Origin of the sequence: Aeribacillus sp. FSL K6-1305 (genome assembly GCF_038050115.1) — a bacterium.
GTDB lineage: Bacteria > Bacillota > Bacilli > Bacillales > Aeribacillaceae > Aeribacillus > Aeribacillus composti.
The window spans coordinates 251,478-266,227 of the sequence record NZ_JBBOQV010000002.1 but is presented as its reverse complement, the minus strand read 5'-3'; the positions used below and the strand labels follow the sequence as shown (position 1 = coordinate 266,227).

Annotated in this window: 14 protein-coding genes and 3 riboswitches; all 14 genes read left to right on the top strand. The window is 40.7% G+C overall.

The genetic code is table 11. The features are described 5' to 3' along the window. Window positions 1-64: 64 nt before the first annotated feature. The 14 genes from NST97_RS11060 (at window position 65) to purB (ending at window position 14,728) form a co-directional block, all read left to right on the top strand. Window positions 65-607, top strand: coding sequence for a V4R domain-containing protein (locus NST97_RS11060; RefSeq protein ID WP_341343229.1), 543 nt, complete (start codon window positions 65-67; stop codon window positions 605-607). Next, complete coding sequence (locus NST97_RS11055; protein ID WP_341343228.1) at window positions 600-1,256, top strand: hypothetical protein; 657 nt, start codon at window positions 600-602, stop codon at window positions 1,254-1,256. Before NST97_RS11060 ends, NST97_RS11055 begins: the two co-directional genes overlap by 8 nt. Window positions 1,257-1,282: 26 nt before the next feature. Beyond that, window positions 1,283-1,864: a PucR family transcriptional regulator gene (locus NST97_RS11050; protein ID WP_341343227.1), complete on the top strand. Its 582-nt coding sequence runs from the start codon at window positions 1,283-1,285 to the stop codon at window positions 1,862-1,864. A gap of 352 nt (window positions 1,865-2,216) precedes the next feature. Continuing rightward, window positions 2,217-2,384, top strand: coding sequence for an aspartyl-phosphate phosphatase Spo0E family protein (locus NST97_RS11045; RefSeq protein ID WP_082829641.1), 168 nt, complete (start codon window positions 2,217-2,219; stop codon window positions 2,382-2,384). 276 nt (window positions 2,385-2,660) lie between these two features. Further along, window positions 2,661-3,377, top strand: coding sequence for a 5-formyltetrahydrofolate cyclo-ligase (locus tag NST97_RS11040; protein ID WP_341343226.1), 717 nt, complete (start codon window positions 2,661-2,663; stop codon window positions 3,375-3,377). 250 nt (window positions 3,378-3,627) lie between these two features. Next, entirely contained in the window at window positions 3,628-4,581 is a 954-nt protein-coding gene (locus NST97_RS11035) for an AAA family ATPase (RefSeq protein WP_094244358.1), read from the top strand. 5 nt (window positions 4,582-4,586) lie between these two features. Further along, window positions 4,587-5,789, top strand: coding sequence for a DUF58 domain-containing protein (locus NST97_RS11030; protein ID WP_341343553.1), 1,203 nt, complete (start codon window positions 4,587-4,589; stop codon window positions 5,787-5,789). Continuing rightward, a complete protein-coding gene (locus NST97_RS11025; RefSeq protein WP_341343225.1) occupies window positions 5,789-7,954 on the top strand; it encodes a DUF4129 domain-containing transglutaminase family protein in 2,166 nt (721 codons plus the stop codon). Before NST97_RS11030 ends, NST97_RS11025 begins: the two co-directional genes overlap by 1 nt. Before the next feature lie 33 nt (window positions 7,955-7,987). Next, a riboswitch (purine riboswitch) is annotated at window positions 7,988-8,089 on the top strand. A 115-nt stretch (window positions 8,090-8,204) separates the two neighbouring features. Beyond that, window positions 8,205-9,725, top strand: a complete 1,521-nt coding sequence (gene guaA / locus NST97_RS11020) for a glutamine-hydrolyzing GMP synthase (protein ID WP_341343552.1) — start codon at window positions 8,205-8,207, stop codon at window positions 9,723-9,725. 38 nt (window positions 9,726-9,763) lie between these two features. Further along, window positions 9,764-9,865: riboswitch (purine riboswitch) on the top strand. Then, window positions 9,864-10,025, top strand: a complete 162-nt coding sequence (locus NST97_RS11015; RefSeq protein WP_157727845.1) for a hypothetical protein — start codon at window positions 9,864-9,866, stop codon at window positions 10,023-10,025. It overlaps the preceding riboswitch by 2 nt. Beyond that, complete coding sequence (locus NST97_RS11010; protein WP_339197745.1) at window positions 10,003-11,328, top strand: NCS2 family permease; 1,326 nt, start codon at window positions 10,003-10,005, stop codon at window positions 11,326-11,328. Before NST97_RS11015 ends, NST97_RS11010 begins: the two co-directional genes overlap by 23 nt. A gap of 185 nt (window positions 11,329-11,513) precedes the next feature. Beyond that, window positions 11,514-11,615: riboswitch (purine riboswitch) on the top strand. Window positions 11,616-11,779: 164 nt separating this feature from the next. Then, entirely contained in the window at window positions 11,780-12,268 is a 489-nt protein-coding gene (purE, locus tag NST97_RS11005; RefSeq protein ID WP_066252098.1) for a 5-(carboxyamino)imidazole ribonucleotide mutase, read from the top strand. Beyond that, on the top strand, window positions 12,261-13,382 hold the full coding sequence (gene purK / locus NST97_RS11000) for a 5-(carboxyamino)imidazole ribonucleotide synthase (protein ID WP_341343224.1): 1,122 nt from the start codon (window positions 12,261-12,263) through the stop codon (window positions 13,380-13,382). Before purE ends, purK begins: the two co-directional genes overlap by 8 nt. Before the next feature lie 47 nt (window positions 13,383-13,429). Then, window positions 13,430-14,728: an adenylosuccinate lyase gene (gene purB / locus NST97_RS10995; RefSeq protein WP_063388828.1), complete on the top strand. Its 1,299-nt coding sequence runs from the start codon at window positions 13,430-13,432 to the stop codon at window positions 14,726-14,728. Window positions 14,729-14,750 lie beyond the last annotated feature (22 nt).

Here is a 14,750-nt window from a genome sequence, read left to right as displayed (position 1 = left end):
GGGAAGTTTTAGACTCCAACGAAATGATGAAATTTTTGCCTGAATCTGGGCAATCTTAAATACTTTGCGAAATCATTTAATTTCAGCTTTAGGTCTCGACAGAGCTAAAGGTTTTTTATTACGGTATGGCTGGGATTGCGGCAATAATTTTTCAAATCATTTAAGAAGGAAAGATGCTTATCATACGCTGACATTGAAAGAACTGTTTATCGCTTGTTCGCATATGCACGGCATAACGGCTGATTTAGGCATTTCAGTTAAAGAGCTGCATATCGACCCTGTAACAAAAGATTATTATTCAGAAGGCTATTGGAAGCATTCACAAGAAGCTGAACACCATATTGCAACCTTTGGATTATCTTCTGATCCAGTATGTTTTACACTAATAGGATTTGCAGGCGGATTTGTGAGCAATCATTTGGGTAGAAAAGTAATTTTTAAAGAAGTTGAGTGTGAAGGAAAGGGTGATCCGCATTGTCATTGGATTGCCAAACCGGTTTTAGGATTGGGGAGAAGAAATCGAAAAAGAGCTGCCTTATTAGGAAAATTTAGGACAAGAGCTAGACAAAGCTTTTATAAGGATAGAAAAGCAGAAAGAAATGTTTAAGAAAGCTCTTATGATTAATGAAAAGTTGACAAATTCGCTATTAAACGGGTGTGGACTAAAGGGGATATTGAACACTTTAGCGGTTGAGATGAATTGTGCTCTTCTGCTGGAAAACTCTCACCGTCAGTTGATTGAAGCGAGCGATTCGCTTCGAAAAATTTATTTAAACAGCGCTGATTATGTGTGGGAGAAAGTGGAAACAGTAGATATAAAAGAAAAATGTAATACGAATCGGGTAAAAGTTTCTTCAGCAAAAGGCTATACATTTGAAAAATTAATATCTCCTGTTTTTGTAAGAAACAACATTTTTGGTTATGTTTCACTAATTCGTGAATCAGAAGGCTTTTCGGAATTGGACTATATCGTCATTGAAAAGGCGGCATCCATTTGTGCTATGCAAATAATAAATGAAACTTCTGCGTTTGAAAACGAACAGCGAATTAAAGGAGAATTGCTGAACGCCGTTTTTAGGGGGGAATTTTCAGAAGAAGAGCTTACTTACCGATTAAAATTAATGGGATACAATCTTAATCAACCGCAATATGTGTTTTTGTTTCATCTGGACACAGCCAAGAGTTTAATCGAAAAGAGCTTGAAGATTCGCTTAATCATTATAAAACTGCAGCAGCTGAAAACTTACATAAATTGATCAAGCAGCAAGGTTTTGCATGTATAATGACAACAAAAGTCAATCAGCTGATTGCTGTTATTCCTGAAGATTTTATCCGTCAATTTTCATCTGAAGTTTCATGCGGGCAATGGCTAATTGATCAGATTTTCTCCGAGATTAAAACTTTTGAAATGAAATTGGGGATCAGCAGTTTATGTCAGCAAGCATCAGATTTGAAAAAAGGATTAAAAGAAGCAGAAAAAACAATTAAGATTATGAAGTTTTCTAAAAGCAATGCGAAAGTCAAAGCATTTAAGGAGCTTTTAGCGGTTGCGGAGTTAATATGCTCTGAAAATTTACCGGAAATGGAAGCCTTTTCACATACAATGCTTCAAAAAATAAAAAACTACGATGACAAGCATGGCTCAGATTTATTAGAAACGCTTTATTGGTATGTTGAAAATAACGGACATCTATATAAAACAGCCGAAAGAATGCATGTTTCATTAGGGTCTGTTCGTTACCGACTGAAGAGGATGCAAGAAATTGGCGGGTTTGATTTATCGTCGAGCCAAGGCTTCTTTGATGTTCATGCTGCGGTCAATATTTATCTTTTCTTAGGGCTCATTGAAGTCAAAATGAAATAAAGCGCAAGTTTTATAATCATGACAATTTGTCCAATAAACTCAACTCCCTCTTGCACGCTCAGGCTGCTTCAGAGGATTTTCATCAGAAAATACAATCCATTCAGTAAATTTGCAAAAATGATTATCCGATTTTTTAAGTGAACGCTATTTTAAAAATTTTACAATGGGTTTATTGTGCTAGGAACGTTTTTTTCTGCATGGTGGAGAAAATAAACCCCAATACTTTTTAAATGGGGGAATTTACCCCCTTCTTCCGCAAATTTCTTCAATAAATTACAAATCTTTACATTATTCGTAAGAGTATGGTACTATTAATACTACTAAAACTCGTAAAAAATGGGGTTACTGAAAAATGAATAAAATGAATATTCTATCTATTAAAATAGAAAATGAACGAGCATATATGATTTCATTGGCTGAGAAATATGGATATACATCTGAGGTTGTGTTAAAAATCAGCCAGGAACTTGATAAGCTGATTCATCAATACCAAATCGAGCTCTTAAAAAAAACGAAGTGAACTTGGCAGTATTGATAAAATTATCTCCCATCTTGAATCAAAATGGTATCTACCTTTCAGCTTTCAAATTGGGCAATCGTAAGAATGGCAGCTCTTTTGATTTTCCGACACATATTTTAGATTCCCGGAGTATACCGCTGTTCTTGTTCTATGAGCCCCAAGATAGAATATGAAAACATCATCTTTTCGTTTGTCAATTGGCTGTTTTTACAAAGTTTCACCACTGCTTTTTTATTTGTAAAGGTTAAATCACGGCGCAGGAAGAAGGTTTAGAAGATGGATAAACAGGCCGTCAGGGAAAAAATATGGACTCAGCTTGAAAAAGAGAAGCTTGGACGCTTTCCGTTTCCGCTGAAAAATAGAATTCCAAATTTCAAAGGAGCTGAACAAGCTGCAAAAATTGTTGCTTCGATGCCTGAATATAAATCGGCAAACGTCGTAAAGGTGAACCCTGATGCTCCGCAGCTTCCAATTCGGACGAAAGTGCTAATTGATGGAAAGATTCTTCTTATGCCAACTCCAAGATTAAAATCCGGTTTTATCATGGTGAAGCCTGAATGGGTGCCAAAAGGAGAAGAGAGAAAAGCCGCCAGCTTGAAACATATGAATACGTTCGGAAGGGAGATCTCTCTCGATCAGCTGCCAACTATTGATTTCATCGTGGTTGGATCGGTTGCAGTCCATAGGGACGGGCGCAGAATTGGAAAAGGCGAAGGATATGCCGATCGCGAATATGCCATTATTCGGGAGCTTGGGCAGCCTTCTGTTCCTGTCGTCACGACTGTTCATAGCATTCAGCTGGTAGAAGACGATTTTCCTATTGATCCGTATGATTTGACGGTTGATTGGATTGCTACAGAAAAAGAATTGATCAAAACGAACACTCCTTATTCAAAGCCGGAAGGAATCATTTGGGAACAAGTAAGTGAAGAAGAGAAAGAACAAATGCCTGTTTTAAAAGAAATTTGGGCAATGCTATACAAGCGTTCTTAACGATCATTCCCTTGCATTTACTTTATTTAGCATGACGTCATCCCATTCATTTAGAAGCAGGAAAACTAGGAATACTCCACATAAAATTTGTGAAAATTCTAAAATTTATATTCCTGCTTCTTTTCTCAGAAGAAAACGGAACAATGTACAATAAATTTTAAACAGTTTGAAAACGAATCGTTTTTTTCTGCTATTAGGCAATTGTATAATAGAGTTAGAAGTGCAGATATGATGATTGGGAGGCCTATAAATGCAAGGGGAGACGATGCATCCAAAATTAGAAAAAATTGTCGAAAATGTTGAAAAAGTTATTGTAGGAAAGAGTGAACTGGTCATTTTAAGTTTGTCGGCATTGCTTGCTGGAGGGCATGTGCTTCTCGAAGATGTACCCGGAGTTGGAAAAACGATGATGGTGAAGGCATTGGCAAAGTCTGTTGGGGCTGATTTTAAAAGAATTCAGTTTACACCTGATTTACTGCCTTCAGACGTTACTGGAGTATCGATATATAATCCGAAAACGATTGAATTTGAATACCGACCAGGACCGATTATGGCTAATATTATTTTGGCCGATGAAATAAATCGAAGCTCGCCAAAGACCCAATCCGCCTTGCTTGAAGGCATGGAGGAAGGGAGTGTCACCATTGATGGCGTGACAATGCCGCTTGAAAAACCTTTTTTCGTTATGGCGACACAAAATCCGGTTGAGTATGAAGGAACTTATCCGTTGCCGGAGGCTCAATTGGATCGATTTTTGCTAAAACTGAAAATGGGCTATCCTTCCGTTACAGAAGAAGTAGAAGTGTTGACAAGAGCTGAAAAAGGACAGCCGCTTGATGAACTAACGTCAGTCATCACCAAAGACGAACTAACGGCACTTCAGGAAGAAATCAAACAAGTATATGTAGATGATACGATTAAACATTATATTGTAGACATCGTAAATAAGACGCGGAACCATGATTCCGTCTATTTAGGAGTCAGTCCCCGTGGTTCTGTTGCGCTTATGAAGGCATCTCAGGCGTATGCGTTTATTCATGCCCGAGATTATGTGATCCCCGATGATGTTCAATATTTATCCATGCATGTCCTGCCTCATCGCATTATTTTAACATCTGAAGCGCGTTATGAAGGGAAAACAGCTGAACAAATCATTGAAGATATTCTTGCCGAAATCCCTGTGCCTGTAGTGAGGTCGCTGTGAAATCAATGAAAAGCTTGCTAAAAGGCACACGGCTGGCGTGGAACCTTGCTTTTTTAATATTGCTTGTGGCGGCTTCCTTTGCATATGCCATGTTTCAAGGAGGATTTGTCAGCTGGTTTTTATTGTATTCATTGCTGCCGTTTGTTGTTTATTCTGTTGCGTTGGCTCTCTATCCGCTGAAGAAGCTGCGAGTTCGGCGCAAATTAAATAAAACGGAATTCCAAGCAGGCGAACCGCTTGTTTGTACTATCGAAATTGAACAGCCGTTTCCCTTCCCTTTTTTCTTTGGAATCGTTGAGGATGTCCTTCCTGAAAAGCTGAAAAATTCGGGATCAGCGAAGATTGTATTGTTTCCTTGGTGGAAAAAACGTTTTTCATTCCAATATTCGTTATCTAATCTTCCGAGGGGATCCCATCATTTTGAAACAGTGCGATTTAAAACAGGAGATTTGTTTGGAATCATTGAAAGAGAAAACATTTATTCGGCAAAAAATCACATTGTGGTCTATCCGCCATTTTTTGAGTTTCAGTACCGTCCCCAACAACTTTCACTTGAAAAGGATGCAGGTTTTGCCAGAACACGATATATAAAAGATGTTTCGATCGTTGCTGGGGTAAGGGAATATGAACCGGGAGACAAATTATCTTGGATAGACTGGAAGGCGACAGCGAGACGCCATTCGATCATGACAAAGGAATTTGAGCAGCTGAATAGCCAACAAATTGTTTGTTTCATCGATCGAACAAAGTCATCGTCATTTGAAGAGCTTATCTCATTTACAGCTTCGTTCTCTAAAGCAGTGCTCAAAAACGGTTCCAAGCTCGGGGTAGTTTCGGTTGGGAAAACGAAGAAAGTTTTTCCTATATCAAATCATGAGCATCATTGGAAGCATATCCTGTATCATTTGGCAGTGGCGGATTGCGATGGTGAGGACGAGTTTATCAACCAGCTTTTAGAGGAATTGAACAAATGGGGACAGCATTCATTTATCATGATTATGACAAGTCATTTACACCCTTCCTTGATTGACAAGCTTCTAGCGTTTCCGAAGCCGCGTCATGTCACCATTTGGCATGTGACAAAAGCGGTTGAAAAGCCGAGAAGAGATCAAGAACTAATAGATAAATTGCGGCGGCATTCGATAACTGTCCGCACTGTTGACGCCGGCATGTTCCGAGATGCAGCGCAAAGGGTGGGAAGCCGATAATGAAACAGCAAATCGTTAACTTTTGTTTATATTTGCTATCGTTTATTTTGCTGTGGGAATGGCTGCGGCCGCTTGAATATTCGACTGATTCTATCTATACCGTTATTTTCGTTATATTTATCGGAATTTCTCTCTTTTTTACATTTATGCAGCTAAAATGGTATATCTCGTATCCGGTTAAATTATGTTATATTTTCTTTTTTATTCATCAGCTGTTTTACAACGGCTCTGTTTTTGAAATAGGATGGATATTAGAATTTATTCATGATCTTCGCTATAACTTAAACTTGATCACCGAAAGGTATTTCGGCGGAATGACTCCTCCATTCCGGACGTTTCTTTTCTTTGTATTATTGTGGCTGCTTGTCTATTTATTAAACTATTGGATTATTCAGAGAAAAAGAATTTTATTATTTTTAATTTTAACTATTACGTATGTGGCAGTATTAGATACGTTTTCGCCATATGATGCAACTTATGCGATTATACGGTTAGCGGTGGTTGGATTTTTCCTTTTAGGTCTTCTTTATTTTGAAAGGATGATTTTTTCGGAGAAAATTCCGTTTAGGTCTATTTTGTATTGGAAATGGATTGTGCCGCTTTTGGCAATGATTGTCGTTTCCGCTGCGATCGGGTGGCTCGCTCCGAAAGCGGCCCCCCAATGGCCAGACCCTTTACCGTATTTTTCGAAGTATAAACAGGACGGAGAAGGGGAGCATTTGTCAAATTCGGTTGTCAAAAAAATCGGTTATGGTACCAATGATGAGCAATTGGGCGGTCCGTTCATTCCAAACGATGCACCTGCTTTTCGGGCGTATGTAGAAAGACAGCATTATTGGCGAGTTGAAACAAAAGATGTTTATACAGGAAAAGGCTGGATGACAAGCGACAGACAATTTTCCATTGCAAATGGATTTATCGGTCCGTATTTAAACTTGACGAGTAGTCAGGTTCAAACGGAACAGCTTGTTTCGACTGTAGAAATTGAGCGCGAATATCCATATCAGCATATTATTTATCCGCTTGGATTGCAGGAAATTTCCAGTGATGCTGATCAATACCGCATCGATCATGTTACGGAGAATATATTCCCAATGTTTAATGAATCGGGGGAACGGCTTTCCAGCTATTCTTTGAAATATTCTTATCCCTTGTTTGAAATTGAAAAATTGCAGGCTGTTCACTCGAATGAAGGTGCTCCAAAAGAATTGGTTGAACGATATACGCAGCTTCCTGCAAGCCTTCCGGAACGCGTGAAAAATCTCGCTGTGGAGATTACAAAAGATAAAAACAACTTTTATGATAAAGCCAAGGCGGTTGAACAGTATTTTTTGAAAGAACCGTTTGTATATGAAACGAATGATGTGGCTGTCCCGGAATTGGATGAAGATTATGTCGATCAGTTTTTATTTGAAACGAAGAAAGGATATTGCGACAATTTTTCAACATCTATGGTTGTTCTTCTTCGGTCTGTCGGAATTCCGGCGCGCTGGGTAAAGGGATATACCCCTGGGCAGTTTGTAGAAACGACAAGCGAAGGATTGGAAGTGTATGAAATAACTAGCAACAATGCCCATTCGTGGGTAGAGGTTTATTTTTCTGGAATTGGCTGGGTCCCTTTTGAACCGACGATCGGTTTTTCCAATCCGCAGGAATTTGCACATCAATCAAATGAAAATCAACAAGATTCATCCGCTGCCGAACAAGAACAAAGTCAGCCGCTTGAGGAAGAAAGTCAAGAACAAATCGATACGGATGATGCTAAGCAGCCAAAGAAATTCCCTTTTTCGCTATCACCAGCTGTTATTGTCTCCATCGGTTTCATCTTGTTTATAGCGGCATGTGTGTTAATACTTTCCAAAACGAGAAATAAATGGATGACCAGTTGGATGACTAGCTTCTATAAACGGAATCATGATGAGAAAGATTTTTTGAAAGCATACAGGCTTTTGCTTAAATCTCTGGAAAGATGCGGCTACAAACGGGAAAACGGGCAAACGTTAAGAGAATATGCAAAACAGATTGATCAAATGTTTGGAACAAATAGTATGTCGCAATTAACTTACATTTATGAGCGGGCGCTGTATCGGGGCGATGATCCAAGCAAGGAATGGGAGCAATCGAAAGAATTATGGGAAGATTTAATCAAAAAAACAACTTCTTGACCGAGTCTTGATCACTTGGTATGATAAGAAAAAATTCATAGCGGGAAGCTCCTTCGTATATCCTCGATAATATGGTTCGAGAGTCTCTACCGGGTTACCGTAAATAACCCGACTATGAAGGCAGAAGTTAGTAGATGTACTAGAATTCTGCCTTTTTTTCGGTAGAATTCTATTTTTTTGAAGTCAGATGTGAAACAATATATTGATCCATCAAAATAATGAGGTGAACACGTTGGAGAACATCCAAGACATGATCTTAGTGTTAGATTTCGGCAGCCAATACAATCAATTAATTACGCGCAGAATTCGCGAATTTGGTGTTTACAGCGAGCTTCATCCGCATACGCTGTCGATAGAAGATATCAAAAAAATGAATCCGAAAGGAATTATTTTGTCAGGGGGTCCAAACAGCGTATATGACGAAAAGTCTTTTCGCTGCGACGAGCGGATTTTTGAACTCGGGGTTCCAGTGCTCGGAATTTGCTATGGCATGCAATTAATGACCTATTTGCTCGGGGGAAAAGTGGAGAAGGCGAAGCACCGGGAATATGGGAAAGCAGCTTTACAAGTAAAGGAAAAATCGCCGTTGTTTGAAGGCCTGCCTGATGATCAAATCGTTTGGATGAGTCACGGGGATCTTGTGGCCGATATTCCGAACGGCTTTAAAGTAGACGCCGTTAGCCCATCATGTCCATTTGCCGCAATCAGCAATGATGAGCGGAACATGTACGGGGTTCAATTTCATCCCGAAGTGCGCCATACAGAATTTGGAAACGGCCTATTGAAAAATTTCGTTTTCCGCATTTGCGGGTGCACAAATTCGTGGACGATGGAAAACTTTATTGAAATGCAAATAGAGAACATCCGCAAAACTGTCGGAAATAAGAAAGTGCTGTGCGCGCTAAGCGGCGGGGTGGACTCATCTGTTGTAGCCGTTTTAATCCATAAAGCGATCGGCAATCAATTAACGTGCATTTTTGTTGACCACGGACTCCTTCGCAAAGGGGAAGCGGAAAGCGTCATGAAGACGTTTAGCGAAGGGTTTAACATGAATGTCATTAAAGTAGATGCAAAAGACCGCTTTTTAGAAAAATTGAAGGGTGTTACTGACCCGGAAAAGAAAAGAAAAATCATCGGCAACGAGTTTATCTATGTTTTTGATGATGAAGCGGCAAAATTGGAGGGCATTGAGTTTCTTGCTCAAGGAACACTTTATACAGACATTATCGAAAGCGGTACGCAGACGGCGCAAACGATCAAATCGCATCACAATGTCGGCGGACTTCCGGAGGATATGAAATTTCAACTGATTGAACCATTGAATACACTCTTTAAAGACGAAGTTCGCGCACTTGGAACAGAGCTTGGTATTCCAGATGAAATCGTTTGGCGGCAGCCGTTCCCGGGACCAGGATTAGCCATTCGGGTTTTAGGAGAAGTAACGGAAGAAAAGCTAGAGATTGTTCGGGAATCCGATGCTATTTTACGAGAAGAAATTAAAAAAGCCGGATTAGAGCGGGACATTTGGCAATATTTCACCGTTTTGCCTAACATCCGCAGCGTAGGTGTGATGGGCGATGCCCGCACGTACGATCATACAATTGGAATCCGTGCTGTCACTTCAATTGACGGCATGACTTCAGATTGGGCTCGTATTCCGTGGGAAGTGCTGGAAGTGATCTCTACGCGGATTGTCAATGAAGTGCCGCACGTGAACCGAGTTGTCTACGATATTACAAGCAAGCCGCCGGCAACAATTGAATGGGAATAAATCTGACCAACTTGTATAAATCGGAATTATCATTTTTATATAATAAATATAAACATTCTCGTATAATTTCGGGAATATGGCCCGAAAGTTTCTACCAAGCTACCGTAAATAGCTTGACTACGAGGTGTTGACGGTTCGATGGCTGAAGGAGGAGAGGATCCTTTTCCTTTCTCACATTGGGCTTTCAGCAACCTCATGGTCAAGCGCATCCTTGGAATGGAGCGCTTATTTTTTTGCTTAAAGTTTTTTATACAGCCAATTGTAGGAGGACTTTATAATGAAAAAATATTTTCAATTTGATGAACTTGGCACTAATTACCGCAGGGAAATTATTGGCGGAATTACAACTTTTCTTTCAATGGCCTATATTTTGTTTGTCAATCCAGCAACGCTTTCATTAAGCTCTGTTGCTGATTTTCCCAATGAATTGAGAATGGATCAAGGAGCTGTCTTCACTGCGACCGCGTTGGCTGCAGCCATCGGGACGCTCATCATGGGTATTGTGGCACGGTATCCGGTAGCTCTTGCTCCCGGTATGGGATTGAACGCGTTCTTTGCTTTTACTGTCGTTTTGACGTACGGCATCCCTTGGCAAACAGCCCTTTCAGGTGTTCTTGTTTCAGGTCTCTTTCTTGTCTTGCTGACGCTTAGCGGATTGCGGGAAAAAATTATTGATTCCATTCCGCCGGAGCTGAAGCATGCAGTCGGTGCGGGAATCGGATTGTTTATCACATTTATCGGTTTTCAAAATGCAGGCATAATTGTTAATGATGACGCTGTTCTTGTCGGATTGGGAGACTTGCGGAATGGAAATACTCTTCTATCTATTTTTGGATTAACTATTACGATTATTTTAATGGTTCGGCAAGTGAAAGGCGGCGTGTTTTACGGCATGGTGATTACGGCCGTTGTCGGAATGATTTTTGGCCTTGTTCCAAAACCGGATAAAATTATTGGGGAAATTCCGAGCTTGGCTCCGACGTTTGGAGTAGCTTTAGGACATTTAGGAGATATTTTTTCTTTACAAATGCTTGTCGTAATCTTAACGTTTATGTTTGTTGACTTTTTTGATACGGCAGGAACGCTGGTTGCGGTTGCCAATCAAGCAGGGTTATTGAAAAACAATAAACTTCCGCGAATCGGCAGAGCTTTAGTATCTGATTCAATGGGAACAGTTGTCGGAGCGATTTTAGGAACATCTTCAACCACTTCTTATGTAGAATCATCAGCAGGGGTTGCGGCAGGCGCGCGGACAGGTTTTGCTTCCATTATAACGGCAGGATGTTTCCTATTAGCTTTATTTTTCTCGCCGCTATTGAGCGTTATTACATCTTCTGTTACGGCTCCAGCGCTCATTATTGTCGGAGTTTTAATGGTATCATCTTTAGGGCATATAAAATGGGATCAGTTTGAAATTGCTGTTCCGGCGTTTTTAATCTTGATTACAATGCCATTAACGTACAGCATCGCAACCGGTATTGCTATCGGCTTTATTTTCTACCCGATCACGATGATTCTAAAAGGAAGAGGAAAAGAGATTCATCCGATTTTGTATGGTTTATCGATTGTATTTCTGCTTTATTTCATCTTTCTTGTCAATTAATAAGAAGTCGAAGGGTCAGACTGAAATGCTGTCTGATCCTTTTCTTTTGTTTTAGAAGGAAGTGAAAACGTCACAGATCATGATCAAGGTTCATCAAAACCCGAACATTCGGTGTTTAAAGAAAAATAATGTTCGATTTTATCGTTGACATAATGATTTTTCATTGTTAAGATGGAGTCGAAAACAGCATATGAAAACTAAAACCTCATATAATCTTGGGAATATGGCCCAAAAGTTTCTACCCAACAACCGTAAATTGTTGGACTATGAGGGAAAGTAATCGGCAAGATTTTTCAACTGAGCATACATATTGCTTATGCCCGGTTTGTGTTACTTTCCCTTATTGATAGGGAAAATGCAGAAGCGGGCTTTTTTTATGCCTTTCAATTATTGTCAAGATTTTTAACGAAGGTGGCAACCTATTATTAAAAATAAAGAGGGGAGCATCGCCATGAATCCTGTCGTTGGAGTGATAATGGGAAGCACTTCAGATTGGGAAACGATGAAGCATGCCTGTGAAATATTAGATGAGCTGAATATTCCTTATGAAAAAAAGGTTGTTTCTGCCCATCGCACACCTGATTGGATGTTTCAATATGCAAGCACTGCCAGGGATCGCGGAATTCAAGTGATCATTGCAGGCGCAGGCGGAGCAGCACACTTGCCGGGAATGGTTGCAGCGAAAACAACTCTCCCTGTCATCGGAGTTCCGGTTAAAACAAACGCGTTAAACGGACTGGATTCGCTGCTCTCGATCGTGCAAATGCCCGGCGGCGTGCCTGTTGCAACAGTGGCGATAGGAAAAGCGGGCGCGGTGAACGCTGGTCTGTTAGCGGCGCAAATTTTGTCAATCAATGATGCTGATGTTCAGCAAAAGCTTGAACAACGGCGAGAATATATAAGAAAAAACGTCATGGAAAGCAGTGATCAGCTTGTATAAAAAACTTTTGCCTCAAAGTACAATTGGAATCATTGGAGGCGGTCAACTAGGCAAATTTATGGCTATCGCTGCCAAAAATATGGGATATCGTGTGGCGGTGCTTGATCCAACACCGAATTCTCCATGCGGCCAAGTGAGCGACATGGAAATCACAGCCCGTTACGATGATTTGGATGCAATCAAAGAGCTTGCGAAGGTGAGCGATTGTATAACGTATGAATTTGAAAATATTGATTACGAGGCGTTAACTTGGCTTGAGCAAAACGCCTACTTGCCTCAAGGAAGCAGACTGCTCGCCATTACACAAGATCGCCAGACGGAAAAGGAAGCTGTGGCGAACGCTGGTGTGAAAGTTGCGCCGTATGAAGTCGTTGAATCAGAAGATGATTTTTATCAAGCCGTATCCAACATAGGCATCCCGAGTGTTTTAAAGACATGCCGCGGAGGATATGATGGGAAAGGCCAATTTGTACTAAAGCAAGAAGAAGATATAGAAGAAGCAAAAGCTTTGTTGAAGAACGGACGCTGTGTATTGGAAAAATGGATCGCATTCGACAAAGAAATTTCGGTTATTGTCACTAGAAGCGTGACAGGTGAAGTCAGCACATTGCCTGTTGCCGAAAACATTCATGTTAACAATATTTTGCACGAAAGCATTGTACCTGCAAGAATTTCTGATTCGTTGAAGGAACAGGCGGAGGAAACAGCAAAAACATTGGCGGCGAAGCTTGGGCTGATTGGAACGCTGGCAGTTGAAATGTTTGTAGCGAACGATGAAATTTATATAAATGAGCTCGCCCCACGGCCTCATAATTCAGGTCATTATTCATTAAATTTATGTGAAACATCGCAGTTTGAACAGCATATTCGCGCGATTTGCGGATTGCCTCTCGGAAACACGAAGCTCATTCATCAAGGAATTATGGTGAATATACTGGGCCAGCATCTAGAGCCTGTGTTGAAAAACGAAGAGCTGCTGAAAAAAGGGAAATTATTTTTATATGGAAAAGCGGGGGCAAAAATCAACAGAAAAATGGGACATATTACGTTCTTCAGTGATGAAATTGAGGAACTATTGACATATATCGAATCCACTCAAATTTGGAATGTTTGACAAGCTATTCATAAACAAGACGGAGAGATCAATAGGAGGTTGCAGGAATGATTGAACGATACACACGTCCTGAAATGGGCGCGATTTGGACGGAAGAAAACCGCTTTAAAGCTTGGCTTGAAGTGGAGATTTTAGCATGTGAAGCGTGGGCGGAGCTTGGTGTGATCCCGAAGGAAGATGTAAAAAAACTGCGTGAACGTGCTTCATTTGATGTGAACCGAATTAAGCAAATTGAAGAGGAAACAAGGCACGACGTAGTGGCGTTTACCCGTGCTGTATCAGAAACGCTTGGCGACGAACGAAAATGGGTGCATTACGGATTGACCTCCACTGATGTCGTGGATACCGCTTTATCTTATTTGCTAAAGCAAGCGAACGAAATTTTACAAAAAGACTTGGAAAATTTCATCGCTATTTTAAGAGATAAAGCGTTGGAGCATAAATACACCGTCATGATGGGGCGTACGCACGGGGTGCATGCAGAACCGACAACGTTTGGTTTGAAATTGGCGCTATGGTATGAAGAAATGAAGCGCAATTTAGAGCGGTTTAAACGCGCAAGAGAAGAGATTGAAGTCGGCAAAATTTCCGGAGCAGTCGGCACTTATGCCAACATTGATCCGTTTGTGGAGCAGTATGTGTGTGAAAAACTCGGTTTAAAGCCGGCGCCGATTTCGACGCAAACATTGCAGCGTGATCGACATGCCGAGTACATGGCTACGCTTGCTTTAATTGCTACATCGATTGAAAAGTTTGCAGTTGAGATTCGCGGCTTGCAAAAGAGCGAAACTCGCGAGGTGGAGGAGTTTTTTGCCAAAGGACAGAAAGGTTCATCTGCGATGCCGCATAAGCGCAATCCGATCGGATCGGAAAACATGACAGGAATGGCAAGGGTCATTCGCGGAATGATGCTGACGGCTTACGAAAATGTTCCATTGTGGCATGAGCGCGACATCTCTCATTCTTCGGCAGAGCGCATCATTTTGCCAGATGCTACGATCGCGTTGAACTACATGTTAAATCGATTTGGCAATATTGTGAAAAACTTGACGGTCTTCCCTGAAAATATGAAGCGCAATATGGAGAAAACGCTGGGATTGATCTACTCACAGCGGGTTTTGCTTGCGCTGATCAATAAAGGTATGACACGTGAAGAAGCATACGATTTAGTTCAGCCGAAAGCGATGGAAGCGTGGGAGCGCCAAGTTCCGTTTAGAGAGCTGATCGAAGCGGAAAAACAAATTACAACAAAGCTTTCGAAAGAAGAAATCGATGACTGCTTCGATTACAATTACCATTTGAAAAATGTGGATTACATTTTTAAACGCTGCGGGTTAGAACAATAGATGTCCAAATGGGGCTCGGCAA

Coding starts and splice junctions, on each gene's coding strand:
- guaA (WP_341343552.1), top strand. CDS start 8,205: ATGATCTTAGTGTTAGATTTCGGCAGCCAATACAATCAATTAATTACG.
- purE (WP_066252098.1), top strand. CDS start 11,780: ATGAATCCTGTCGTTGGAGTGATAATGGGAAGCACTTCAGATTGGGAA.
- NST97_RS11025 (WP_341343225.1), top strand. CDS start 5,789: ATGAAACAGCAAATCGTTAACTTTTGTTTATATTTGCTATCGTTTATT.
- purB (WP_063388828.1), top strand. CDS start 13,430: ATGATTGAACGATACACACGTCCTGAAATGGGCGCGATTTGGACGGAA.
- NST97_RS11050 (WP_341343227.1), top strand. CDS start 1,283: ATGACAACAAAAGTCAATCAGCTGATTGCTGTTATTCCTGAAGATTTT.
- NST97_RS11015 (WP_157727845.1), top strand. CDS start 9,864: ATGGCTGAAGGAGGAGAGGATCCTTTTCCTTTCTCACATTGGGCTTTC.
- NST97_RS11045 (WP_082829641.1), top strand. CDS start 2,217: ATGAATAAAATGAATATTCTATCTATTAAAATAGAAAATGAACGAGCA.
- NST97_RS11010 (WP_339197745.1), top strand. CDS start 10,003: ATGAAAAAATATTTTCAATTTGATGAACTTGGCACTAATTACCGCAGG.
- NST97_RS11055 (WP_341343228.1), top strand. CDS start 600: ATGTTTAAGAAAGCTCTTATGATTAATGAAAAGTTGACAAATTCGCTA.
- NST97_RS11030 (WP_341343553.1), top strand. CDS start 4,587: ATGAAAAGCTTGCTAAAAGGCACACGGCTGGCGTGGAACCTTGCTTTT.
- NST97_RS11040 (WP_341343226.1), top strand. CDS start 2,661: ATGGATAAACAGGCCGTCAGGGAAAAAATATGGACTCAGCTTGAAAAA.
- NST97_RS11035 (WP_094244358.1), top strand. CDS start 3,628: ATGCAAGGGGAGACGATGCATCCAAAATTAGAAAAAATTGTCGAAAAT.